The 22,690-nt window shown below is 40.9% G+C and carries 21 protein-coding genes; 12 read left to right on the top strand and 9 right to left on the bottom strand.

Translation table 11 applies throughout. The features are described from left to right. Window positions 1-84 precede the first annotated feature (84 nt). From AAZR19_RS03965 to AAZR19_RS03930, 8 genes are all read left to right on the top strand, one after another. Complete coding sequence (locus AAZR19_RS03965; RefSeq protein WP_034279604.1) at window positions 85-888, top strand: NAD kinase; 804 nt, start codon at window positions 85-87, stop codon at window positions 886-888. Between the two features lie 114 nt (window positions 889-1,002). Further along, entirely contained in the window at window positions 1,003-2,445 is a 1,443-nt protein-coding gene (locus AAZR19_RS03960; RefSeq protein WP_041107236.1) for a DEAD/DEAH box helicase, read from the top strand. 190 nt (window positions 2,446-2,635) lie between these two features. After that, on the top strand, window positions 2,636-3,691 hold the full coding sequence (locus AAZR19_RS03955; protein ID WP_041107238.1) for a fatty acid desaturase: 1,056 nt from the start codon (window positions 2,636-2,638) through the stop codon (window positions 3,689-3,691). 116 nt (window positions 3,692-3,807) lie between these two features. Continuing rightward, a complete protein-coding gene (locus AAZR19_RS03950) occupies window positions 3,808-4,944 on the top strand; it encodes a sensor histidine kinase (protein WP_075622032.1) in 1,137 nt (378 codons plus the stop codon). Then, window positions 4,941-5,540, top strand: a complete 600-nt coding sequence (locus AAZR19_RS03945; protein WP_024424818.1) for a response regulator transcription factor — start codon at window positions 4,941-4,943, stop codon at window positions 5,538-5,540. The genes AAZR19_RS03950 and AAZR19_RS03945 overlap by 4 nt, the downstream gene beginning before the upstream one ends. 197 nt (window positions 5,541-5,737) lie before the next feature. Further along, on the top strand, window positions 5,738-6,658 hold the full coding sequence (locus tag AAZR19_RS03940) for an iron-hydroxamate ABC transporter substrate-binding protein (protein ID WP_041107242.1): 921 nt from the start codon (window positions 5,738-5,740) through the stop codon (window positions 6,656-6,658). A gap of 109 nt (window positions 6,659-6,767) precedes the next feature. Continuing rightward, complete coding sequence (locus AAZR19_RS03935; protein ID WP_025092270.1) at window positions 6,768-7,457, top strand: response regulator transcription factor; 690 nt, start codon at window positions 6,768-6,770, stop codon at window positions 7,455-7,457. Continuing rightward, window positions 7,457-8,461: a sensor histidine kinase gene (locus tag AAZR19_RS03930; protein WP_434702370.1), complete on the top strand. Its 1,005-nt coding sequence runs from the start codon at window positions 7,457-7,459 to the stop codon at window positions 8,459-8,461. Before AAZR19_RS03935 ends, AAZR19_RS03930 begins: the two co-directional genes overlap by 1 nt. Before the next feature lie 60 nt (window positions 8,462-8,521). Here AAZR19_RS03930 and AAZR19_RS03925 read toward each other — a convergent pair whose 3' ends face one another. Both AAZR19_RS03925 and AAZR19_RS03920 read right to left on the bottom strand, forming a co-directional pair. Further along, window positions 8,522-9,775 carry an FtsW/RodA/SpoVE family cell cycle protein gene (locus AAZR19_RS03925; RefSeq protein ID WP_041107246.1) on the bottom strand — a complete coding sequence of 418 codons (1,254 nt, stop codon included), beginning with the start codon at window positions 9,773-9,775 and terminating at the stop codon, window positions 8,522-8,524. Further along, a complete protein-coding gene (locus AAZR19_RS03920; protein WP_041107248.1) occupies window positions 9,766-10,110 on the bottom strand; it encodes a PadR family transcriptional regulator in 345 nt (114 codons plus the stop codon). The genes AAZR19_RS03925 and AAZR19_RS03920 overlap by 10 nt, the downstream gene beginning before the upstream one ends. A gap of 327 nt (window positions 10,111-10,437) precedes the next feature. Between AAZR19_RS03920 and AAZR19_RS03915 the strand changes: the two genes are divergently transcribed. Together AAZR19_RS03915 and AAZR19_RS03910 are read left to right on the top strand one after the other, a co-directional pair. Further along, window positions 10,438-11,199 (top strand): ABC transporter ATP-binding protein, encoded by a 762-nt coding sequence (locus AAZR19_RS03915; RefSeq protein WP_024426158.1) that lies wholly within the window; start codon window positions 10,438-10,440, stop codon window positions 11,197-11,199. Beyond that, window positions 11,189-13,126, top strand: coding sequence for an ABC transporter permease (locus AAZR19_RS03910; RefSeq protein WP_041107250.1), 1,938 nt, complete (start codon window positions 11,189-11,191; stop codon window positions 13,124-13,126). The genes AAZR19_RS03915 and AAZR19_RS03910 overlap by 11 nt, the downstream gene beginning before the upstream one ends. A gap of 38 nt (window positions 13,127-13,164) precedes the next feature. On the opposite strand, the gene AAZR19_RS03905 is transcribed toward AAZR19_RS03910, so the two are convergent. Continuing rightward, window positions 13,165-14,517 (bottom strand): amidohydrolase family protein, encoded by a 1,353-nt coding sequence (locus AAZR19_RS03905; protein ID WP_041107252.1) that lies wholly within the window; start codon window positions 14,515-14,517, stop codon window positions 13,165-13,167. A gap of 103 nt (window positions 14,518-14,620) precedes the next feature. Then, window positions 14,621-15,208 carry an NAD(P)H-dependent oxidoreductase gene (locus tag AAZR19_RS03900; protein WP_041107254.1) on the bottom strand — a complete coding sequence of 196 codons (588 nt, stop codon included), beginning with the start codon at window positions 15,206-15,208 and terminating at the stop codon, window positions 14,621-14,623. Window positions 15,209-15,324: 116 nt separating this feature from the next. Between AAZR19_RS03900 and AAZR19_RS03895 the strand changes: the two genes are divergently transcribed. Beyond that, window positions 15,325-15,756, top strand: coding sequence for a MarR family winged helix-turn-helix transcriptional regulator (locus AAZR19_RS03895; RefSeq protein ID WP_041107256.1), 432 nt, complete (start codon window positions 15,325-15,327; stop codon window positions 15,754-15,756). Between the two features lie 124 nt (window positions 15,757-15,880). Here AAZR19_RS03895 and AAZR19_RS03890 read toward each other — a convergent pair whose 3' ends face one another. From AAZR19_RS03890 to AAZR19_RS03870, 5 genes are all read right to left on the bottom strand, one after another. Next, window positions 15,881-16,495, bottom strand: coding sequence for a LysE/ArgO family amino acid transporter (locus AAZR19_RS03890; protein WP_034624225.1), 615 nt, complete (start codon window positions 16,493-16,495; stop codon window positions 15,881-15,883). A gap of 129 nt (window positions 16,496-16,624) precedes the next feature. Continuing rightward, window positions 16,625-18,208, bottom strand: a complete 1,584-nt coding sequence (mbcS, locus tag AAZR19_RS03885; protein WP_041107259.1) for an acyl-CoA synthetase MbcS — start codon at window positions 18,206-18,208, stop codon at window positions 16,625-16,627. A gap of 226 nt (window positions 18,209-18,434) precedes the next feature. Continuing rightward, window positions 18,435-18,647, bottom strand: a complete 213-nt coding sequence (locus AAZR19_RS03880; protein ID WP_024424829.1) for an alpha/beta-type small acid-soluble spore protein — start codon at window positions 18,645-18,647, stop codon at window positions 18,435-18,437. Between the two features lie 89 nt (window positions 18,648-18,736). Further along, window positions 18,737-19,942: a tRNA uracil 4-sulfurtransferase ThiI gene (thiI, locus tag AAZR19_RS03875; protein WP_218677096.1), complete on the bottom strand. Its 1,206-nt coding sequence runs from the start codon at window positions 19,940-19,942 to the stop codon at window positions 18,737-18,739. A 4-nt stretch (window positions 19,943-19,946) separates the two neighbouring features. Beyond that, the gene (locus AAZR19_RS03870; protein WP_218677095.1) at window positions 19,947-21,089 is read right to left on the bottom strand and encodes a cysteine desulfurase family protein; all 1,143 of its coding nucleotides are present in this window, start codon (window positions 21,087-21,089) and stop codon (window positions 19,947-19,949) included. 207 nt (window positions 21,090-21,296) lie between these two features. Between AAZR19_RS03870 and brnQ the strand changes: the two genes are divergently transcribed. After that, window positions 21,297-22,640: a branched-chain amino acid transport system II carrier protein gene (gene brnQ, locus AAZR19_RS03865; protein ID WP_041107265.1), complete on the top strand. Its 1,344-nt coding sequence runs from the start codon at window positions 21,297-21,299 to the stop codon at window positions 22,638-22,640. The last annotated feature ends 50 nt before the right edge of the window (window positions 22,641-22,690 follow it).

Genomic DNA, 22,690 nt, shown 5'->3' with positions numbered 1-22,690 from the left:
AAAAAGTGTAAAATGTGAGCAAGGGTTTTCATGTAAGCCCTTTATCATTGAAAATTATTTTTGACAGCAAAGGGGAGAACGTCAATGACAGACAATCGTCGCAATGTATTTTTCTTTTACAAAAAAGATCATGAATTGGATGGACACATTTCTTCTCTCGAGAAGCTCGCTACCGATCAGGGTTTTCACGTCGTCAAGCGTGCAGAGGATGCCCACATTATTGCTTCAATTGGCGGGGATGGCACATTTCTTCAAGCAGTACGTAAAACAAAATTCCGGGATGACTGCTTGTATGTAGGGGTATCAAAATCAGAGAATACGCACCTATACTGCGATTTCTCGTTAGAACATTTTGATAAAATGATTGATGCCATGAATACTGAACAGCTTGAAGTGAGAAAATATCCGATCATCGATGTAAGCGTTGACAGCACAAACCAGTTCCATTGCTTAAATGAACTGTCAATCCGTTCCAGTATTATTAAAACATTTGTGATCGATGTGTATATAGATGATTTCCACTTTGAAACTTTTAGAGGCGACGGCATGATTATTTCCACTCCGACTGGCTCAACGGCCTACAATAAATCCGTGAGCGGCGCCGTGGTTGATCCGATGCTTCCTTGTATGCAAGTCACAGAGCTTGCATCGCTGAATAATAACTCGTACCGTACATTAGGCGCTCCTTTCATCTTGAGCAGTGACCGCAAGCTGACGCTGAAGGTAGTGCAGGATGGAAACGATCATCCAATTATCGGGCTTGATAACGAAGCGCTCGGCACAAAACACGTCAAACAAATTGACATTGGCCTTTCAGGAAAAGTCATTAAAACGGTGAAATTAAAAGACAACTCTTACTGGGAAAAAGTAAAACGCAGATTCCTTTGAGAATTTGTCCGCGTGCTGAAAGCTCCTTTATGGGGCTTTTTTTTATGGCTTTTCATTCACCCTTATGGTTATGGTATGATGTCACAAGTATGAATGTACGAAAAGGAGAACACGATGACATTACAACATTTTGATCAATATCCATTAAGTGATGAATTGAAACAAGCGTTAGAAGCGCTTCACTTCCATACACCTACACCCGTTCAGCACGAGACATTATCCGTTGCTTTTTCAAAGCAGGATTTAATCGTCAAATCTCAGACTGGCAGCGGCAAGACTGCAGCCTATGGTCTGCCGATTTGTGAAATGGTTGATTGGGCTGAAAATAAACCTCAAGCCCTCATCCTCGTTCCAACACGGGAGCTCGCCATGCAGGTCAAACAAGACCTCACAAGCCTTGGGCGATTCAAACGAATCAAAGCCGCAGCCATTTATGGAAAAGCCCCTTTTCAAGCGCAAAAAGTAGAGCTTTCACAGAAAAACCATATTGTGTGCGGGACACCAGGCCGCATTTTGGATCACCTTGAGAAAGGCACCCTTTCTTTAGAAAATCTCAAATTTTTCGTGTTAGATGAAGCGGATGAGATGCTGAACATGGGATTTATCGATCAAGTCTCTTCTATTATTCAGTATCTGCCGCCAAAGCGCATGTCGATGCTGTTTTCAGCGACAATGTCTGATGACATGAAGAAATTGAGCGAACAGTTTTTACAATCACCAAAAGTCATTGAGATTGCACGTGAAGAAACGTCTGTACAGCAAATCACCCACACCGTGATTGAAACGGAAGAAGAATCGAAATTCTCCCTTTTACAGCGTACGATCGTCATTGAAAATCCAGATAGCTGCATTATTTTCTGTAATACACAAGACCGGGTGAATGAACTCACGATGAAGCTGGACGAATGGGATGTGCCCTGTGACAAAATTCATGGCGGCATGAGACAGGAAGACCGCTTTGATGTGATGGATGAATTTAAAAAAGGTGAATTCCGTTATCTGATCGCAACAGATATAGCAGCCCGGGGAATTGATGTCAGTGATATGACACATGTCATTCATTATGATCTTCCTTATGAAAAAGAGCGCTATATTCACCGGACTGGCAGAACAGGTAGAGCGGGGAAAAGCGGGAAAACGATTGCGTTTATGACAAAGAATGCAAAGCCGCTCATTGATGAATTAAAGCAGGATGCCGGCATAGACTTTCAAACTCAGCCTTATCCAACGAAAGAAGAAGCAGAAAAGCATGTAGAAAGCTTTGAAGAAAAGATTGAAACGCCTGTTCAAAAGGAAAATAAACAGGCAGGCGTTGAGAAGGATATTATGAAGCTTTATTTTAACGGTGGGAAGAAAAAGAAGCTGAGGGCTGTTGATTTCGTTGGGACCATTGCCAAAATAGAAGGCGTTGCCTTTGATGACATTGGGATTATTACAATTCAAGATACAAAAACATATGTCGATATTTTAAACGGCAAAGGCCCTCTTGTGCTGAATGCCATGCGCCACACTACCATTAAAGGCAAGCAGTTAAAAGTACATGAAGCTCGTTCATAAAAAGTGAAGGCCCAGCGCCTTTACTTTTTTTTATTTATGATGAAATAAGCTCAAAAACCGTATCCCATCAGCCTTTTTGGTGACAAACATGACAAATGTCATATTGAATACATGATGGGTGCTACTATGAGCATGACACCTTTCCTTCTATACTTTGAAGTAGAAAGAAACGGAAAGGACTTGAACGTTCATGACGACTTCAACAAACACACAGCAGCAAGCCACTTTAAGAAAACAAGTTGGCCAATTCTCTGGTGCTAATTCGAAAAAAAGTATCATTCAACTCTTTAATACATTCATTCCATTTTTGGGGCTTTGGTTTCTTGCCTATTATAGCCTGAACATCTCCTACCTTTTAACCCTCTTCTTTGCGGTTATTGCAGCTGGTTTTTTAGTACGTGTCTTTATTATTTTTCACGACTGCTGCCATCAATCCTTTTTCAAACAGAAGCCGCTGAATCACCTGTTCGGTTTTTTAACGGGCGTACTCACCCTTTTCCCTTATCTTCAATGGCAAAGAGATCATTCAATTCACCATGCCACAAGTAGTAATTTAGACAAACGAGGTACTGGCGACATTTGGCTCCTGACAGTCAAAGAATATCAAGAAGCATCAGCATGGACGAAATTTCGCTACAGATTTTATCGTAACCCTTTTGTGATGTTTATTTTAGGTCCGATCTTTGTCTTTCTCTTAAAAAACCGTTTCAACGTCAAAAATGCTCGTAAAAAAGAGCGCTGGAACACGTATTTCACAAACGTGAGCATCATTGCGCTAGCAGCTGCAACGTGTCTTCTTTTTGGCTGGCAGGAGTTCCTGCTCGTCCAAGGTCCAATCTTCCTGATCTCAGGATCAATTGGTGTATGGCTGTTTTATGTTCAGCATACGTTTGAGGATTCTTACTTTGAAGCAGATGAACATTGGAATTATGTGCAGGCAGCGGTAGAAGGCAGTTCTTTTTACAAATTGCCAAAGCTTCTTCAGTGGTTAACAGGCAATATCGGTTATCACCATGTCCATCATTTAAGTCCGAGGGTACCGAATTATCACTTGGAGCATGCACATGATCATAGTGAGCCGCTTCAAAATGTTCCAACCATCACTTTAAAAACAAGTATTGAATCAATGAAATTTAGACTTTGGGATGAAGAAACGAAAGCATTCGTTACCTTTAAAGAAGCACGGCAATCTAAGAAGATGCCCGCACCTGTCATTAAAGGAGACATTCTAAAGAAAAATGCATAATTGGTGCAAGCTCTTTCTTACACTAGAAGGAGCTTGTTGTCATTTACAGGATGCAACCATAAGTTGAATTTGATAAAGTAAGGAAAAAGAACGAAAACGGAAAAGGTGGCACACGGATGAAAAAACAGTTTAAAATTCAAAAGTTGCATGGGATTTCTCCCTATATATGGGCCATTTTTTTCATCCTGCCCTTCTATTTTATCTTTAAGACACCTTCGACTTTAGGTATTGTGATCGGCATTATTTTGAACGTCGTCTTTTTCGCTGTGTATCGTTTTGCCTTTGTCGCAAAAGGCTGGTCTTTATATGTCTTCGGTCTTTTATTGATCGGTATTTCAACTGGTTATGTGATGCTCTACAGCTATATTTATTTCGCTTTTTGCATCGCCTATTTCAATGGGCATATTAAAAGAAAAGTACCTTTTTATATCTTATACTATATTCATCTAGGGAGCGCTGCTATAGCGGTGAACTTTAGTTTGATCTTAAAAAAGGGCTGGTTTCTCACACAAATTCCTCTTGTCGTGATCACCCTGATTAGTGCCATTCTTCTTCCTCTCAGCATTCGGAGCAGGAAGGAACGTGAACGGCTTGAGGAGAAATTAGAATATGCCAATGAGCGGATTGCTGATCTTGTGAAGCTTGAAGAAAGGCAGCGCATTGCACGCGACCTGCATGACACCCTTGGACAAAAGCTTTCTTTGATCGGGTTAAAAAGTGATCTTGCCCGTAAACTCGTATATAAAGACCCTGAACAGGCTCGTGCCGAACTCAAAAGCGTCCAGCAGACCGCCAGAACGTCTCTCAATGAAGTGCGGAAGATTGTTTCCTCCATGAAGGGCATCCGAATCAAAGAGGAAATGTCGAACATCGAGCAAATTCTCGATGCAGCTGGAATTGAATTGATCTATGATGAAAAGGAAGCACCGAAACACATCTCACTTCTGAACGAAAACATTGTGAGCATGTGCATCAAAGAGGCGGTGACAAATGTCGTCAAACATAGTGATGCAACGGTTTGCAAAATCACCATTCACCAAAAGTCAAAGGAAGCCATCATCACCGTTGAAGATGACGGAACATTTAAAGGTGACAATCCGCCCTCTCAAATGAAGGGTCACGGCCTTTTAGGAATAAGAGAAAGATTGGAATTTGCAAATGGACGCCTGCGTATTGAAACAAAAGACGGGACAAAGCTCATTATGAGCATTCCAAATGATTCAGCAGCAAAAGAAAAGGAGGGGATGAAATGATCAACATCTTTATCGCAGAAGATCAGCAAATGCTGCTTGGTGCACTCGGTTCACTTCTCGATTTAGAAGACGATATGACGGTTGTTGGAAAAGGGACGAATGGCCAAGATGCCATTGATTTTGCCAAAACACACCCTGTTGATATTTGCTTAATGGATATTGAAATGCCGGGAAAATCCGGACTTGATGCAGCGGAAGAGCTCAAAGGATCAGATGTGAAAATCATTATTTTAACGACCTTTGCCCGCTCCGGTTATTTCCAAAGGGCGCTAAAAGCGGGCGTCAGCGGCTACATGCTGAAAGACAGTCCAAGCGAGGAGCTGGCAAGTGCGATTCGCAGTGTGATGAAAGGGAAAAAGGTGTATGCCCCTGAATTGATGGAAGACTTATATAGTGATGAAAATCCTTTAACAGAGCGAGAGAAATCGGTCCTTGAACTCGTCGCAGACGGTAAAAACACAAAAGAAATTGCAAAAGAACTCAGCATTAAAAGCGGCACTGTCCGGAACTACATTTCCATTATTTTAGATAAGCTGGAAGTGAAAAACCGCATCGAGGCCATTACACGCTCAAAAGAAAAAGGCTGGTTTAAATAAGAAAAAAGATCAGGACACATGCTGCCTTGATCTTTTTTTATTGAAAATCCCCCCTTTATTTTTTATTACCAGCTATCAAAATGTCATTGACAACAGCCTACATTCCTATGATATGATATCCAAGTGATAATAATTATCATTATCACTAATACAACCAATATCCGGCTTATGTGCCGATTTCAAAGGAGTCTACATTCATGAAGAAAATATTGTTCCCTCTGATGCTCATCTTTGTACTTGCATTGAGCGCATGTGGCAATAGCAGCAGCTCTTCCTCAAATAAAGGAAATCAATCAGCATCATCAGACAAAATTACATATCAATCTGAAAATGGACCTGTGAAGCTGCCAGCGCATCCAAAACGTGTTGTTGTGCTCGGCTCTTACACAGGGAATGTCATGTCACTTGGTGTGAACCTTGTCGGCGTTGACTCTTGGTCCAAAAAGAATCCGCGTTTCCAAAAGGAATTGAAAAATGTGGAAGAAGTATCGGATACAAATGTAGAGAAAATCATGAAGCTAAAGCCTGATGTCATCATTGGCTTAAGCAATACTAAAAATGTAGAAAAACTCAAAAAAATCGCACCAACCGTTTTGTTTACGTATAACAAAGTTGATTACCTTCAGCAGCACATTGAAATTGGAAAAGTTTTAAACAAAGAAAAAGAAGCAAAAGCTTGGGTAAAAGATTTCAAAAAACGCGCAGCTGAAGCTGGAAAAGAAATCAAAGCAAAAATCGGTAAAGATGCAACAGTTTCTGTCTTTGAAAGTGGCACAAAAGATCTTTACGTTTTTGGAGATGCATGGGGCCGCGGAACAGAAATTCTCTATCAAGCAATGAAACTGAAAATGCCTGAGAAAGTGAAAGAAAAAGCATTAAAAGCCGGCTACTACGCGGTTTCACAGGAGGTCATTCCTGAATTTGCTGGAGACTATATGATCATTAGTAAAAACAGCGAAATGGACAATTCCTATCAAAACAGTGAAATTTACAAGTCCATCCCAGCTGTCAAAAAACATCGTGTGTATGAAGCCAATGCAGAGGAATTCTATTTTAATGACCCACTTACACTTGAATTCCAACTATCATTCTTTAAAAAGCACTTTTTAGGTAAATAAGCTGAAGCAAGGGACCTCTTCCCTTGCTTTTTTCTTGTCTGGTTCTAGCGGCAGGTCCTTTTTTCCGCTACAATGACAACAAGCGAATACAAAAAGTGTGGTGCTGATTTTGTTTAAGATTTTACTAATTGAAGATGATACAACCCTCTTCCAGGAAATCAAAGAACGTCTAGTTAACTGGTCCTATGATGTCTATGGGATTCAAGATTTCCATCAGGTGCTGCAGGAATTCACGTCTGTCCAGCCTGATCTCGTCATTATAGATATACAGCTGCCAAAATACGATGGCTTTCACTGGTGCCGGATGATTCGGCATCATTCAAATGTTCCAATCATCTTCCTCTCCTCAAGAGACCATCCAGCTGATATGGTCATGTCAATGCAGCTCGGTGCCGATGATTTTGTGCAAAAGCCCTTCCATTTTGACGTGCTCATTGCCAAAATAAGTGCTGTTCTTCGCCGCGTGCATGATTATAATGCAGAACCGGCCAGCCTAAAGGTATGGTGCGGCGCTGCGATTGACCTAGAAAAAAATACCGTAACAAATGATCATGGTGAGGTTGAATTAACAAAAAATGAGTTATTTATTCTCAAGGAATTGATTCAGCATAAAAATCATATCGTCAGCCGTGAATCACTCATTCAAGCATTGTGGGAGGATGAACGTTTTGTCAGTGACAACACACTGACTGTAAACGTCAACCGCCTCAGAAAAAAACTAGACGAGATCTCCCTTGGCGCCTTCATTGAGACAAAAGTGGGTCAAGGCTATCTTGCAAAGGAAAAGGATGATCAATGATGCTGCAAGCATTTTTAAAAGAACGAAGAAGCTGGATTCTTTTCTTTCTTAGTTTGCAGCTCCTCATTCTGTTTGTTGCTTATTTGGATACGACCATTCCAATCGCTTCTCTTTTTTATATTGTGCTATTATCTACGTTTCTCATGATTGTCTTTCTCTTTTTCCGATACCGAAAAGAAACGGCTTATTATGAGGGGCTCAAAGAATGGGATGATGACATTGAACATCAAATACGGCTAACCCCCTCTTCCCCATTTGAGCAGCTCATCCATGATGCAACGTCAGAGCAAATCGCACGCTACCGGCAGATGGCAGCAGAGCAGAAAATTGCTCTCGAAGAAGAAAAAGATGAATTGCTCACTTGGATACATGAGGTCAAAACACCGCTTACAGCGATGCGCTTAATGATTGACCGCTTAACAGATCAGCCGCTGAAATCAAATATGACGTATGAGTGGCTCAGAATACATTTATTACTTGATGCCCAGCTGCACCAAAGCAGAGTACGTCATATCGAAAATGATTTATTCATTGAAAAGCTAGACCTGCAAAGCATCATAGCGAAAGAAATCAAAGCGCTCCAATCCTGGTGTATGCAAAAAGGAATCGGCTTTGAGCTGACGCTGGAGGAACGCACCGTATTAAGTGATATAAAATGGTTATCCTTTATGATCAGACAGGTACTCACAAATGCTGTCAAATACAGCCATTCTTCCGATATTGTCATTGAAAGCAAGCAAATAAATGAACAAGTCATGCTGACGATCACAGATCAAGGCAGAGGAATTGATCCAAGAGACATCTCTCGTATTTTTGAAAAAGGCTTTACCTCAACTAGACATCACAATGACACCGCCTCAACAGGAATGGGGCTCTATTTAACGAAAAAAGGAGCAGACGCTCTTCATATGACGATCGAGGTCAACTCCACGATAGATCAAGGTACAACCTTCACCTTCATCTTTCCGAAAAAGAATGATTTTATTCATATTGCGAGCATGTGAAAAGCAATCACAATCTCTTCGCGGCCGTCAAAACTTGCGCGAAGAGATTGAGGTGGCTACTTAGGAAATACTCCCTGCTTCTTGGCGAAAAACATCTCCCATCTGTCTCCGTCTATAAATACTTAAGATCAGCCCAACAGCCATCATTTCTAGAAGAATATGTGAACCTCCATAGCTCATAAAAGGCATAGACACTCCAGGTAAAGGCAGAAAGCCAAAGTTTGTGAAAATGCTTGAGAGACATTTTGCTGCAAACACAGCGGCTAAACCTGTCATGACCATTTTGCCATAAGCCATTTTCACTCGTTTTGCTGTATGAAATACTCTGTGAATAAAGATGACAAACAACAGGAGCGCAATGAGCCCTGCCGACCAGCCAAATGAATAAATGATATATGTAAACATCCAATCCGTGTGTACTTCAGACATGGCATAAGGTGTGATCTGAAGCCCGTTAGAGCTGAATTCATGAATTCTATAAAAGAAAAGGTGCCCATCTGCTTGAAAAAGAGAAAATAATTCAACCATTAGATATAAAATGCCTACTGCTGACAGCATAATGATTTGCCATAGACTTGCGCTAGACACATACATCACGGTTAAGCACATGACCAGACAGATAACGGTCGCAGGAAGAAAACCAATCGTACTGATTAAAATAATCGGTAAAGCCATCATCCCTACTCCAAGCCAAGCTCTGTACGCATTCTCCCAACTCCAATTGTGAAAGATACCTGCTAAAGAAATAGCTAGAAGAAAAGGCATAATCTCAGTCAAATTTATAGATACATCACTTATTCTTAAAAAAAGAATACCGTTCACTCTTGACCCGAACATCATTGAAAAAATAAGCGTTCCGAGTGTCCCAATGTATAAATGCCAAGAGTATTTCAATAAGCGCCGATAATCGAATGAAAACAAACCAAACATAAGCACTAAACCAACTAGATAAAAGGCAAGGCTTTTATAAAAAATGTTCATGTTTTGAAAATTTGTAAAATCTGAATGAAACTGCAAAAAGTACATCACAAGCAGCCCGCAAGAACAAGTGGCTAACACAAGAAGAATCATTTTAAAATCAATTTGGGTTTTATGTGTTTCATGAAGCTGCGTTCCGAGAATTTCCGCATCACCAATTTGGTCCAACGCTTGATCTACCGCCTCTTCTTCAGACTTCCCAGCATTCATCGCTTCCTCTTTTAGTGTGTATAGATGATCCATCAGTTCAAGCTTTACACTCGAATGAACATCTTTATTCTTAATTCGTTTACATACACTTTTGACATAGTTCTCGAACTTTTTATCTAATCCCATGCGATTTTCTCTCCGTTCAAAACGCCATCGACTGCATGTTTGAATACGTTCCATTCTTCTTTCTTTTCCTGTATCAATGCTTTCCCTTGCTCATTGATTTTGTAATACTTTCTTTTCCGGTTGCCACTCCCTTCGCCCCAGTAAGAGATAATGAATTCTTTCGCCTCCAAATTGTGCAAAATAGGATAGATTGTCCCTTCTTTAAAACTGAAAATTCCCTCCGACTTCGCCTCCAATTCTTTAATCATTTCATATCCATACATCGGTCTTTCATTTAATAAGCTTAATATAAGGGTAGCTGTACTTCCCTTTAGAAGCTCTTTACTCACTTTCATTCTTCGTTACCTCCTATGCATAGATTTACTATGCATATATTTAATATGTATATCATACATGAATAAAATGACCATGTAAAGCTTCAAAACACCATCATGACATGAAAAATCAGAGAAGATTGATACATAAGAGTGAAAAACAGATAAAATAAATGGGGAAAGAAAACTCCCACTGATAAGAAACTGGTTTACATACAATTTGTTTAAAAAACAAGCATGTGACAACAATGTCACATGCTCGTCTGTTTTGTTCGCCAAATCGAAGGACGTCTGGCAGGCTTCTTTTTATACTAGAGTTATCAATTAAAAGAAAAAGGGGTTCAGCAAATGAACATTTTAGAAGCTCGTAAAATTTATAAAAGCTACGGAAATAAATTCAACAAACAAGAGGTACTGAGCGGGATTGATTTGACCATTGAAGCCGGGGAATTTGTCAGTATCATGGGGCCATCAGGCTCGGGGAAAACAACCCTTCTAAACGTATTGTCGTCTATCGATCATGTGTCCAGCGGATCCATTCGTATTGCAGATGCTGAGATGACGCAAATGAAGGATCAGCAGCTTGCGGAATTTAGAAAAAAGCAGCTTGGCTTTGTTTTTCAAGATTATAATTTACTTGATACACTCACGGTCAAAGAAAATATTCTTTTGCCTTTATCCATCTCCAAAACACCAAAAAAAGAAGCTTTTGAACGTTTTCAGCAGCTCGCAGAAGATATGGGGATTTATGAACTAAGAGACAAATACCCGAATGAGCTCTCTGGCGGACAAAAGCAGCGGACATCGGCGGTTCGTGCCTTCATTCATGAACCAAGTCTTATTTTCGCTGATGAACCTACTGGGGCACTTGATTCCAAATCGGCATCTGACCTGCTCAACAAGCTGCAAGATTTCAATCGCAAACGAAAAGCGACCATTGTGATGGTGACACATGATCCTGTCGCAGCCAGCTATTCAAGCCGCGTCATTTTTATCAAGGATGGTCAGATTTATACTCAGTTGAATAAAGGCGCTTTAGAAAGAAAAATGTTTTTCGAGGATATTATGAAAACGCAAGGTGTCTTAGGCGGTGTGAAGCATGAACATTAATCAGCTCATCTTCCGTAACTTGAAGAAAAATTTGAAGAATTACTATTTATATGTGTTTGCTCTCGTGTTTAGTGTCGCGCTCTATTTTTCCTTTGTCACCTTGCAGTACTCACCAGCACTTGATGGTGTAAAAGGCTCCATTAAAGGAGGCGCTTCAATTAAAGCCGCTTCGGTTCTGCTCATTGCGATCGTCGGTATTTTCCTGCTATATGCGAATAGCATTTTTATTAAGCGCAGAGGAAAAGAAATAGGTCTCTTACAGCTCATTGGTATGACGAAACAAAAAATTGCCAGACTGCTCAATGCAGAAAACTTTATCCTATACGTGACAGCCATGGTTATCGGCATCATTGCCGGCTTTATCGGTTCAAAGCTGATGCTGATGGTGTTATTTAAAGTGACTGGTGTTAATGCCATCGCCAATCTGCATTTTTCAGGCATGGCCCTTCTGCAAACACTTATTGTCTTTTTCATTATCTATGGATTGATTATGCTGAGAAATAGGCGTTTTATTAAAAAACAGACGATTTTATCTTTGTTTAGAACAACATCTTCGACAGAACAGCGTGTGAAAAAGATCTCTGTGTTTGAAATCATCATTGGGGTTTTCGGTATTGTCTTGATCAGCTCAGGCTATTATATTTCTTCTAAGCTTTTTACCGGCTCGTATACGTCGATGCTTGAGTTACTTTTAGCCATGATTTATATTCTAGCCTCTGTCATCATCGGTACCTTTCTTTTTTACAAAGGCTCTGTTTCTTTCATTGCCAATATCGTACGTAAAAGAAAAAATGGCTATCTCGCCATTCATGAAGTGTTATCTTTGTCATCCATTATGTTCCGGCTAAAATCAAATGCACTGCTTTTAACGATTATTACAACCGTATCTGCACTTGCCATCGGTTTGCTGGCTCTTAGCTACATTTCTTATTACTCAGCAGAAAAAACCGCTGAGCAGCAAATTCCAGCTCATTTCGTCATGGGCTCAGAAAAAGAAGCAGCAACCTTCACTCGTGCACTCTCTAACAAACATATTGCTTATGATCAAAAGCAGGTCAAAGTGATTCAAGCGAAATTTGATGCGAAAAAAATCATGGATTCAGAGTTGAAAAATATGAATAATGATCCAGGCGTATTGACACTGCCTGTGATCAGTGAGAAAAACGCACCAAATATTCATGTGGAGAAAAGCGAAGTGATTTTAAGCGGCTACAGCGATCTCTTAAAGAAATTCATGCCAATTCAAAGCTCAGGCGATGTGAAGCTTCTCATCAAGAAGCCTATTGATTTGAAAGTCATGGATATGAAGAAAGATTATCTCATTTCTTACAACTTCACTTTTGGCGGTCTGCCTGTTGCCGTCGTGAGTCAACATGTTTTTGAGCAGCTCGACAAGCAGAAAGATCCAAAGCTGCAGCTTGAGAATAGCCAATATAACGCAGTCAATATAAAAGATGATAAAAATCTTGAACAAGCAAATCGCGTGTTTACATCTTTAAAACTAAGTGACAACAGCATGTCTCAATTAGCTTCAGCTCAGCAGCAAAAGCAGACAATAGGACTAATGATGTTTGTGGTCGGATTTTTAGGTCTCAGCTTCCTTGTCACATCAGGCTGTATTTTATACTTTAAACAAATGAATGAAAGTGAAGAGGAACAAAGCTCCTACACAATCTTGCGTAAGCTTGGTTTTACTGAGAAGGATCTATTAAAAGGCATCCGGCTTAAACAGCTGTTTAACTTTGGGATTCCGCTCATCATCGGATTGCTGCACAGCTACTTTGCTGTACAATCAGGCTGGTTTTTGTTCGGCGGAGAATTGTGGACTCCAATGCTTATCGTCATGTCGATTTACACTGCCCTCTATTCTGTCTTCGGATTCCTGTCTGTCCAATATTATAAAAAGGTCATCAAAGAATCCTTGTAAACAATTCCCCATAGGCATCGCCTATGGGGTTATTTTATTTACGAAGGTGTCGATTCAAACTTGTGTGATAAAATATGGTCTCTTGCTGCATAAGCTTTTCGTTTGACCTCTTCTAGGTTCACACCGACAAGCTTTCCGTTCTGTTTCACTGCTTTTCCAGCCACATAAACAGAATCAACATTTGAAGGATGTGCCGTTTGGACAACCGCTCCAGCCAGATCTGTCATCGGAAGAAGATTCATGCTTGTCCGATCGATCAAAATGAAATCAGCTTCTTTCCCAGGTGTAAGTGACCCAATTTTATGATCGAGCTGTAATGCACGAGCGCCATTGATCGTCGCAGCTTCAAGCATTTGATAAGCAGACAGCCCAAGTTCAGGCCCCGGCATGATCCCATCCATTAACAACGATTGATTTTGGATCGCGCGCTCTGCCTGAAGTCCGAATTTCATTTGGGCAAATAAATCTCCTCCTGTCGCTGTCACTACGTCAACACCGAGCGTTGGAAGAACACCTTGTTCAATCGCAAGTCCTGTGACAGGATAACCGTGACCCATCATCATTTCAATTTCAGGGGTAATGGATATGGAGCTTCCGCTGTCTGCCAGCATCTTCATTTGATCCGCATCGATTGCATTAATATGCACCATGTTCAAATCCGGCCCAAGTAACCCTGCTTTGTGAAGCCGCTCAATCGATCGATCCTCCGCTCCCCAATTCCCAAAGCCAATGTGCATACTGCATAGAGCATCTAGAGACCGAGCTGTTTCAATTTCAAATACCGACGTCTCCCATGAAGAAAACTCTGGACCACGAATCGCAAGTCCCATTGTTAAAAGCTGATCTGATGATTGAAAATGCGCTTTTTTCACACGTGCTGCGTCCTCCATATTAGTGAGCGTACTCTCTCTATCCCAATATTCAGCATCTCCAGAGGAACCAAAAGCAAAAACAGCTCGAATACCCGCATCTTTTAATCCTTCAATGAGCTCTTCTGTATGATCCATTGAATTGATCATCGTCCAGTCTAAAAATGTGGTCACGCCTGCATCTAAAGCCTCTAATGCCCCTAAATAATTGGCGATTCGATCGTCGGATGGGCGTCTCATCGCTCCATAGTTGCCATAATAGATTTTGCTCAAATATGTCTGCAAAGACCAATCCGTCCCTATGCCCCGGATGACAGACTGCCACACATGCCGATGTGTATCTACAAGACCTGGCATGATGACCATATCAGTTGCATCAACGATGTCTGCATCGCTTACTTCAATTGAAGGTCCAACTTCTAAAATATGTTTCCCTTCAATTAATAAATCTCCCTTTTCAAAAAAACCTAAAGATGGATCCAGTGTTAAGAGAGCTGCATCTTTAAACAATGTTTTCTTCATCCATATCCCCCTTTTCAAATGACGAGGAAGAGTGACCCCGCTTCAATGTTATTTTAAAACATAAAAGGATCAAATTAGAAGAAAAGTGACTTGCTCCAATATGTTAAGAGCTGATGTTTCTGAAATAGTTGTATGTGCGTTTTAATTTGATGTCATGCTTCCCTTTTGGACTTTCCATCATCCCAAACTCAAAGAACTTCACAGGTTTGATTCCGACATATTGTAAGAGAGCTCGTTTGATTAACATCTTGTGCGCATTTTGTAAAAAGAACAAAGGGTAGTTGGTTGGTCCTTGCATTGTTGATACACAAACGGCGCTTTTCCCTTTTAATAATCCTTCTGGTAGCAGACCGCCTGTTTGGCGATAGGCGAAATTCGCAGCAAACATGCGGTCAATAAAGCCAAGGAGCATAGCTGGCGGCCGCCCCCACCAAATGGGATAAACGAACACGATTTTGTCTGCCCACTTGATCTTATCCTGATACACCTGAATATCAGGGTCCTTATGCATATCTCGTCTTTTTTTCTCTTCATTAAAAACAAGCACAGGATCAAATTTTTCTTGATATAAATCGATGATTTTCACTTCTTGAACGATTGGATTTTCTTCACTGCCTCTTACAATTTCTTTTAAAAAAGCACCATTTAAACTATTGTGATGAGGATGAGTATAGATAATGAGTACATTCATATTTTTCTCCTTTAGTTATCATTTGATAACAAAATAATACACCCCACCCAACTAGTTGTCAAATGATAATTGTTTTTCGATAATAAATTTGGTATGTTACGGAGGAGGTGATCATCATGCAACATCCACATTTCTTCAAGGAATTCGTCGCATTTGCTTCTACTTTTTCAGAGTTAAAACATGACTTGATGAGCAAAGTCAAACCACCAGAATTAACACCCTTACAATATTTGATTTTAGAGCAGCTAGCGGTCAGCGAACCGCTTACCCCTAGTGAAATCGCAGACTGCCAGCATATGTCTCTTCCAAATGTCAGCAGAGAACTGAAAAAGCTGCACGAAAAACAATTCATTGTTAGAGAAGAAGACCGTAATGACAAACGAAAGCATGTCATTATGCTTTCTGACAAAGGCCGTGCCTGTATGAACGAAGCCTTCCAGCATATCGAAAGGGTGCTAATAGACAGCCTATCTTCCTCAGATATAGAACAAATGGATGATATCGTACAAGCTCTCCGTCTATTAAATCAAACGATATTCAAAAAATGACCCAATGAAAAAAGCATGAGCGCTACTACGCTCATGCAGGATTGGGCTGCCGACCTTCCAACTTGACAAAAAAAGCGCAGGATCATTACATCCAAACGCTTCTTTGTTCGATTCTCTATGTATCTTACACAATCAATTGATACGCAATGTATAACGCTACCAGCCAGATCATGACCGCCGAAGCCTTATTGATACGGTTCATCCATTTGCCGTTTGTATCTAACTTTCCTAACATCTTCCCTAAAAGGGCGAGCCCCATAAACCATAACCAGGACACGATGATACAGGCAAGTGTAAACGCCAGCTTTTCTGCCCCGCTATATTGCAGCGAATTTGTACCAATGACACCAATTGTATCGAGAATCGCATGGGGATTTAAAAGAGAAACTGAACAGGCAAATACAATTTGTTTTCTTGCAGGCATTAATTTCTGCTTCTCTTGATCACCTGATGATGAGCTTGTGTTCCATACAGACCATCCCATATAAACTAAAAAACAAAAACCAATGATATAAAGACCAATTTGCAGCACTGGAATGGTAAACACCACAACAGAAACACCTATGACAGCTAAAGCAATTAAAAGTGTGTCACAAAGAGCAGCCGTGATGACAACAGGCATAGCCCGATATAATCGAGGCTGCAGCGCTCCTTGTTGAAATACAAATACATTTTGAGCGCCCAAAGGTAAAATAAGACCAAAGGCAAGCACAATTCCATGAATGATCGCAATGGACATCTACTAACATTCTCCTTTTTCAGAAATTCCTACATATTTTAACACAAAGCACCCTGCCTGCTTTCAACAAATTTAATTTTCCGTACAAAAAAAGCGCCGAATGCTTCCATCCGAACGCTTCTCGCTTCTTTATGATTGACCTTTTCGTGCAAGCTCTCTTTCTCTCAGCTCTACACGGCGGATTTTCGCTGACGGTGTTTTTGGCAGTTCGTCAATGAATTCGATTTCTCTTGGGTATTTGTACGGTGCTGTTGTGTTTTTCACATGTGTTTGCAGCTCTTTGATCAGTTCATCACTTTGATCAGTTCCATCACGAAGGACGACGTATGCTTTCACGATTGATCCTCTGATTTCATCTGGGCTCGCCACAACTGCACATTCCTTCACTGCTGGATGCTTGATCAGCGCATCTTCTACTTCAAACGGTCCAATCGTATAGCCTGAGCTGACAATGATGTCATCTCTGCGACTTTCAAACCAGAAGTACCCATCTTCGTCTTTTTTCGCGCGGTCACCCGTAATAAAGTAATTGCCGCGGCGCTGCGCCTTTGTACGCTCTTCGTCTTTGTAGTATTCCTTAAATAAAGCCGGCGTTTCAAGATGGACCGCAATGTCACCAATTTCTCCAGGTGCGCAGACGTTTCCATCCTCATCAATGATGTCTACTTCGTTGCCAGGGGTTGGTTTTCCCATACTGCCTGGCTTGATGTCCATTCCTTTTAGCACCCCTACGAGCAGTGTGCTTTCAGTTTGGCCATAGCCGTCTCGTACTTCTATATCGAAATGCTTTTTGAATGTATCAATGACTTCACGGTTCAGCGGCTCTCCCGCAGAAACAGCACTATGCAGATTTGGCAGCTTGTACTGACTTAAATCATCTACTTTTGCCATAAAGCGGTATTCTGTCGGTGTACAGCATAGGACATTGATTTCATTATTTTGAAGCAGCTCTAAGTATGTATTTGGGTTGAATTTTCCTCCATATACAAAGCCTTCTGCTCCACTTCCTAACACAGATAAGAGAGGGCTCCACACCCATTTTTGCCAGCCTGGTCCTGCTGTTGCCCATACTTTATCTCCTTCATTAATGGAGAGCCATGCTTTTGCAGCTGTGCGTAAATGTGCATACGCCCATCCGTGTGTATGAACAACCCCTTTTGGGTTCCCTGTTGTACCTGATGTATAGGATAAAAACGCCATGTCTGTGCGCTTTGTATCTGCCAACTCAAGCTCGTTTGATTGCTCTTCCTTTTGCGCTAGAATGTTTCTCCAGCCATGATCGTTTTCACCGATTGAGAATGTTTTAAAATCGTTTGGCTGTTTGGTTCCGTCGAACGATTGAATGAATGAAGAGTAAACGATCGCTCCCTTTGCTTCTGCATGTTCAATTCGGTAATCTATATCTTTCGCACGCAGCATTTCAGAACAAGGAATCACAACCATTCCTGTTTTCAAAATTGCTAAATAAATGCTGTATGCCTCGAGCATGCGCGGCACCATCACAATGATTTTATCACCTTTTTTGAAGCCTGCTTTTAATAAAACATGTCCAATTTTATTTGCCTCTTCCACTAATGCTGCATACGTCACATGCGCTTCGTGGCCATTGCCGTCCTGCCAGTGCAGGGCCATTTTCTCCTTGTCATGACTGAACGCTTCAATCTCGCTGACTAAGTTATATTGTTCTGGTGCAATTAAGTCTTCTCTTTTCATGGTACAGCTCCTTTTAGCCTCTTTCTTATGAAACGAAACATGTTTCAATTTACCTATTCTAACACTCATAACTGAAAAATGCTTGAATTAGGACCTACTCCTAGTATTATGCCATAATTTTTTTCATCCGTCTTCTTTTTTTAAAATATTCTAACTATTTATATGTACAAAAAGAAAAGAGCGGGAAGGATCCCGCTCATAAGCCATAGCTTTTAAATTGTGTGTCTTAGAAAGATCCGCCACCCATATGTTGTTGAGCGTAAGATACAAGACGCTTAGTGATTTCTCCACCAACTGATCCGTTAGCGCGAGATGTAGTTTCTGCACCAAGGTTTACACCAAATTCAGAAGCGATTTCGTACTTCATTTGGTCGATAGCTTGTGCAGCGCCTGGTACTAGTAATTGGTTAGAACTGCTTTGTCTGTTTTGTTGAGCCATGTGTTCTCACCTCCTTGTGAATATAGAATGTGTAGAAACACATGACTTCATGCGATTGATTTTATGGTAATTATTATGAAATTTTCGTTTTAGAATAAATCAGCGAATTCGTCTGCCGCTTTCTTTTCATTTGTCACAATAATTGTTTCAATTTGCTCTACTGCCTCGTCCAGCATCGGCTCGAAATCAGCAAAGCTTTCGTAGCGTTCTACCTTCTCAAGCTTTGGTTTTGTTTTAGGAGACGGCGGCGTAAAGATCGTGCAGCAATCCTCGAAAGGCTGAATACTTGTATCGTATGTGCCAATTCGTCTCGCTTCATCAATAATGTCATTTTTATCGACAGCAATAAGCGGGCGGATGATTGGTGTATTGGACACATGGTTAATAGCATACATGCTTTCAAGTGTCTGACTTGCCACTTGACCAAGGCTTTCTCCGGTAATAATCGCAAGGGCATCGCGCTTTTCTCTTATTTTGTCAGCTATTTTCAGCATCATTCTTCTTGTTGATGTCATCGTATAGTTTTCAGGTACTTGTTTATGGATCAGCTCTTGAATTTTTGTAAAAGGTACGATGTGAAGCTTCACTTCGCCTCCATATGCTGCCAGGCATTCTGCAAGATCAATGACCTTTTGTTTGGCACGTTCACTTGTATACGGCGGGCTAAAGAAATGCACAGCTTCAATTTCAATTCCGCGTTTCATTGCTTGATAGCCGGCAACTGGGCTGTCAAAGCCGCCTGAAAGCATGAGCATCGCTCTTCCGCTAGAACCGACCGGCAGTCCGCCTGCACCTTTGACATCTTTAAATGTAATGTACGTGGCTTGCTCTCTGATTTCAATGCGTAAATGCACATCCGGCTGTTTCACATTGACCGTTAAATTTTCCGTATTACTTAGAACATGTCCGCCAATTTCTCGGTTCATTTCATTTGAATCAAGTTCAAATTGTTTATAAGAGCGTTTCGTTGAGACTTTAAATGTATTTCCTTGTTCATACACTTCCTGTACCGCTGTTAGTGCTGCTTCTTTAATCGCATCTAGATTCGTCTCACATTTAACCGCAAGACTAAAGCTCTGAATACCAAATACACTTTTGAGCTGTTCTGAAATCGGTTCAGGGTCTTCTCCGTTTAGCATAATCGTGATGCGGTCTCTATCAGATGCAAACTTTAATGCTTCAAAATCCTTTAAGACGAACCGAATGTGCTTTCTTAGTTTTTCAATAAATTTCTTTCTATTCTTCCCTTTTGTTGAGATTTCACCAAAACGGACTAAAATATGATCATATTTCATGCTGTTATCTCATTCCTTTTAATTTTTTCACACTTTGTGCGATCGATGTGATGATTTGCGTTGCAAGCTCTGGTCCTTGTCCATACGTCAAGCTGATTCTCATACTGCTTTTGGCTACTTCCTCTGGTTTTCCCATTGCCAGCAGTACACGGCTTGGCTCTTTTTTCTTGGCTGAGCAGGCAGAGGTTGTAGAAACATATATACCTTCTTTTTCAAGCATATGGAGGAGGACTTCAATTTGAATACCCGGCACTGAAAAATTCACAATGTGCGGCGCACTTTGTGCCCTCGGTGTATTCATCACAATACCTTCTATCTCTCCAAGCTGTTTTTGCAGCTGCGTTTTTAAGTTCAGCATCTCATCATGATGCTTGTCAAGCTGTTCAAATGATTGTTTCATGGCTTTTGCTAAGCTGACAGCTCCAGCAGGGTTTTCAGTACCTGAACGAAGCCCTAATTCCTGCTCTCCTCCAGTAATGAAAGGGGCGAGAGTGACATCTTTCTTTAAAAAGAGAGCTCCTGTGCCTTTTAATCCATGAATTTTATGGCCTGACATCGTCAAAAGGTCTACATCCAGCTGTTTATTGAGTGCTATCTTGCACATTCCCTGCACCCCGTCGACATGAAAAAGTGCGTTTTCGGCATGTTCTCGAATGATACCAGCAGCCTCTTCAATCGGCTGGATGGCACCGGTTTCGTTATTGACGTGCATCATGCTGACAAGCACTGTATCAGGGCGAAGCACTTCTTTTAAATGAGTCATATCTGCATGGCCATGCTCATTTACTTGAATATAGGAGATGTCAAAGCCAAATAACGCCTTCAGCTGTTCAAACGATTCAATAACAGAAGGATGCTCTATTTCTGTTGTCACAATATGCTTGCCCCGGTTCATTTTGGCAAGTGCTGCCCCTTTAATGGCAATGTTATTCGCTTCTGTTGCACCAGAAGTAAAAATAATCTCATAATGTTTCAAGCCCGTGTAGTGAAGCATTTGTTTTCTCGTTTCATTTAACAGCCGGCTTGCATCTATTCCGAGCTGATGAAGCGAAGATGGATTTCCAAAATAACGCTCACTCACTTGCTGATATACTTGTAAAACCTCAGGGTACGGTTTTGTGGTTGCACTATTATCAAGATAGATCATAAATGTAACTCCTTACAAAAAGCTTAAAAAATAAATGCAATTATATGTTACCATAATGAAGTCAGACAGAGAATTTTCTGAAAATGGCAGTTGACAACTTTTCATTTTCACTATATCATCCATAGTGCAATTGTCACATAAACATTTAAATTGTCAGAATATTTTAATTTGGCACACTACACTGATTGAGATTGAGGAGGGACTATTTTGAAAAATAGTTTAAGTATAAAAGAGACGCTAGCCATTGGTCTAATGCTTTTTGCATTATTCTTTGGCGCTGGAAATATGATTTTCCCACCTGTTCTTGGACAATATGCTGGTGAGAATGTATGGCTCGCCATCGGTGGATTTTTACTCACAGGAGTAGGTCTTCCGCTTCTAGGGGTAATTGCAGTCGCACTGACAGGTACCGGTGCAAAAGGCCTTGCTGATAAAGCTCATCCTAAATTCGGCACCATTTTCACCGTCATTCTGTATTTGTCCATTGGACCATTTTTCGCTATTCCGAGAACAGGTACGGTTTCGTATGAGATAGGATTAGCTCCTTTCTTGTCAAGTGCCCAATCTACTTCATGGGTACCGCTATTCATCTTTACCGTTGTGTTTTTCGCCATTTCATATCTGCTCGCTTTAAATCCTTCAAAGCTGGTTGATCGAATTGGTAAAATTTTAACACCGATCTTATTAACAGTTATTGCTATTATTGTCATTAAAGCCATTGCTACGCCAATGGGAATGATCGGTGCTCCTGATGCAACATATAAAGCAAACCCGCTCTTCACTGGCTTTTTAGAAGGCTATAAAACAATGGATGCTCTTGCTTCTATCGTTTTTGGGATCGTCGTGGTAACAGCTGTTAAAGACAGAGGCATTACGGAGCGTAAATCTCTTGCAGCAGCTTGTATTAAAGCAGGATTCGTGGCTGCTATTGGACTGGCACTCGTGTACATTTCACTTGCTTATGTGGGTGCTTCAAGCCCTGATGCGACGGGCATTGTTGGAGCCAATGAAGGTGGAAAGCTCCTTTCACTCTCTGCCAACTTTTTATTCGGTTCTGCTGGTAACATTGTTCTTGGCGCAGCCATTTTATTTGCTTGTTTAACGACGAGTGTTGGACTTATTTCATCTTGCGGGGAATATTTTTCAAAGCTTTTCCCTAGCTTTTCTTATCGTACAGTCGTTCTAATTGTTTCTTTATTTAGTACACTGGTTGCAAACCTTGGGCTGGCACAAATTATTTCTCTATCTGTTCCTGTTCTTGTAACCATCTATCCATTGGCCATTGTCATTATTTTATTGTCATTCCTTGACCGCTGGATTAACGGCAGAAGACTCATTTATATCGTATCTCTCATCTTTACTGGTTTCTTTGCCATTATTGATGGATTATTAGCAGCCGAAGTCAATCTAGGCGGCTTGCCTAAGATCTTAGGTTCAATCGTTCCGTTTTACGATTTAGGGATTGGCTGGATCGTACCAGCTATTCTCGGTGCTGTGATTGGTTTACTTATTTCGATGTTTACCAATCCGCCGAAACAGCTCGCCTCCTAGTTATCGTGAACCAAAACATCCTCTTCTTCTGTGGAAGGGGATGTTTTTTT

It is taken from the genome of Bacillus sp. Je.9.29.b, assembly GCF_051129925.1.
In the GTDB taxonomy this organism is placed as follows: domain Bacteria; phylum Bacillota; class Bacilli; order Bacillales; family Bacillaceae; genus Bacillus; species Bacillus safensis.
This window is presented reverse-complemented; position numbering and strand designations above follow the sequence as displayed.

Bases quoted from the DNA above. Each gene is read 5' to 3' on its own strand.
- AAZR19_RS03965 (WP_034279604.1), top strand. From the start codon at position 85: ATGACAGACAATCGTCGCAATGTATTTTTCTTTTACAAAAAAGATCAT.
- AAZR19_RS03960 (WP_041107236.1), top strand. From the start codon at position 1,003: ATGACATTACAACATTTTGATCAATATCCATTAAGTGATGAATTGAAA.
- AAZR19_RS03955 (WP_041107238.1), top strand. From the start codon at position 2,636: ATGACGACTTCAACAAACACACAGCAGCAAGCCACTTTAAGAAAACAA.
- AAZR19_RS03950 (WP_075622032.1), top strand. From the start codon at position 3,808: ATGAAAAAACAGTTTAAAATTCAAAAGTTGCATGGGATTTCTCCCTAT.
- AAZR19_RS03945 (WP_024424818.1), top strand. From the start codon at position 4,941: ATGATCAACATCTTTATCGCAGAAGATCAGCAAATGCTGCTTGGTGCA.
- AAZR19_RS03940 (WP_041107242.1), top strand. From the start codon at position 5,738: ATGAAGAAAATATTGTTCCCTCTGATGCTCATCTTTGTACTTGCATTG.
- AAZR19_RS03930 (WP_434702370.1), top strand. From the start codon at position 7,457: ATGCTGCAAGCATTTTTAAAAGAACGAAGAAGCTGGATTCTTTTCTTT.
- AAZR19_RS03925 (WP_041107246.1), bottom strand. From the start codon at position 9,775: ATGGGATTAGATAAAAAGTTCGAGAACTATGTCAAAAGTGTATGTAAA.
- AAZR19_RS03920 (WP_041107248.1), bottom strand. From the start codon at position 10,110: ATGAAAGTGAGTAAAGAGCTTCTAAAGGGAAGTACAGCTACCCTTATA.
- AAZR19_RS03915 (WP_024426158.1), top strand. From the start codon at position 10,438: ATGAACATTTTAGAAGCTCGTAAAATTTATAAAAGCTACGGAAATAAA.
- AAZR19_RS03910 (WP_041107250.1), top strand. From the start codon at position 11,189: ATGAACATTAATCAGCTCATCTTCCGTAACTTGAAGAAAAATTTGAAG.
- AAZR19_RS03905 (WP_041107252.1), bottom strand. From the start codon at position 14,517: ATGAAGAAAACATTGTTTAAAGATGCAGCTCTCTTAACACTGGATCCA.
- AAZR19_RS03900 (WP_041107254.1), bottom strand. From the start codon at position 15,208: ATGAATGTACTCATTATCTATACTCATCCTCATCACAATAGTTTAAAT.
- AAZR19_RS03895 (WP_041107256.1), top strand. From the start codon at position 15,325: ATGCAACATCCACATTTCTTCAAGGAATTCGTCGCATTTGCTTCTACT.
- AAZR19_RS03890 (WP_034624225.1), bottom strand. From the start codon at position 16,495: ATGTCCATTGCGATCATTCATGGAATTGTGCTTGCCTTTGGTCTTATT.
- mbcS (WP_041107259.1), bottom strand. From the start codon at position 18,208: ATGAAAAGAGAAGACTTAATTGCACCAGAACAATATAACTTAGTCAGC.
- AAZR19_RS03880 (WP_024424829.1), bottom strand. From the start codon at position 18,647: ATGGCTCAACAAAACAGACAAAGCAGTTCTAACCAATTACTAGTACCA.
- thiI (WP_218677096.1), bottom strand. From the start codon at position 19,942: ATGAAATATGATCATATTTTAGTCCGTTTTGGTGAAATCTCAACAAAA.
- AAZR19_RS03870 (WP_218677095.1), bottom strand. From the start codon at position 21,089: ATGATCTATCTTGATAATAGTGCAACCACAAAACCGTACCCTGAGGTT.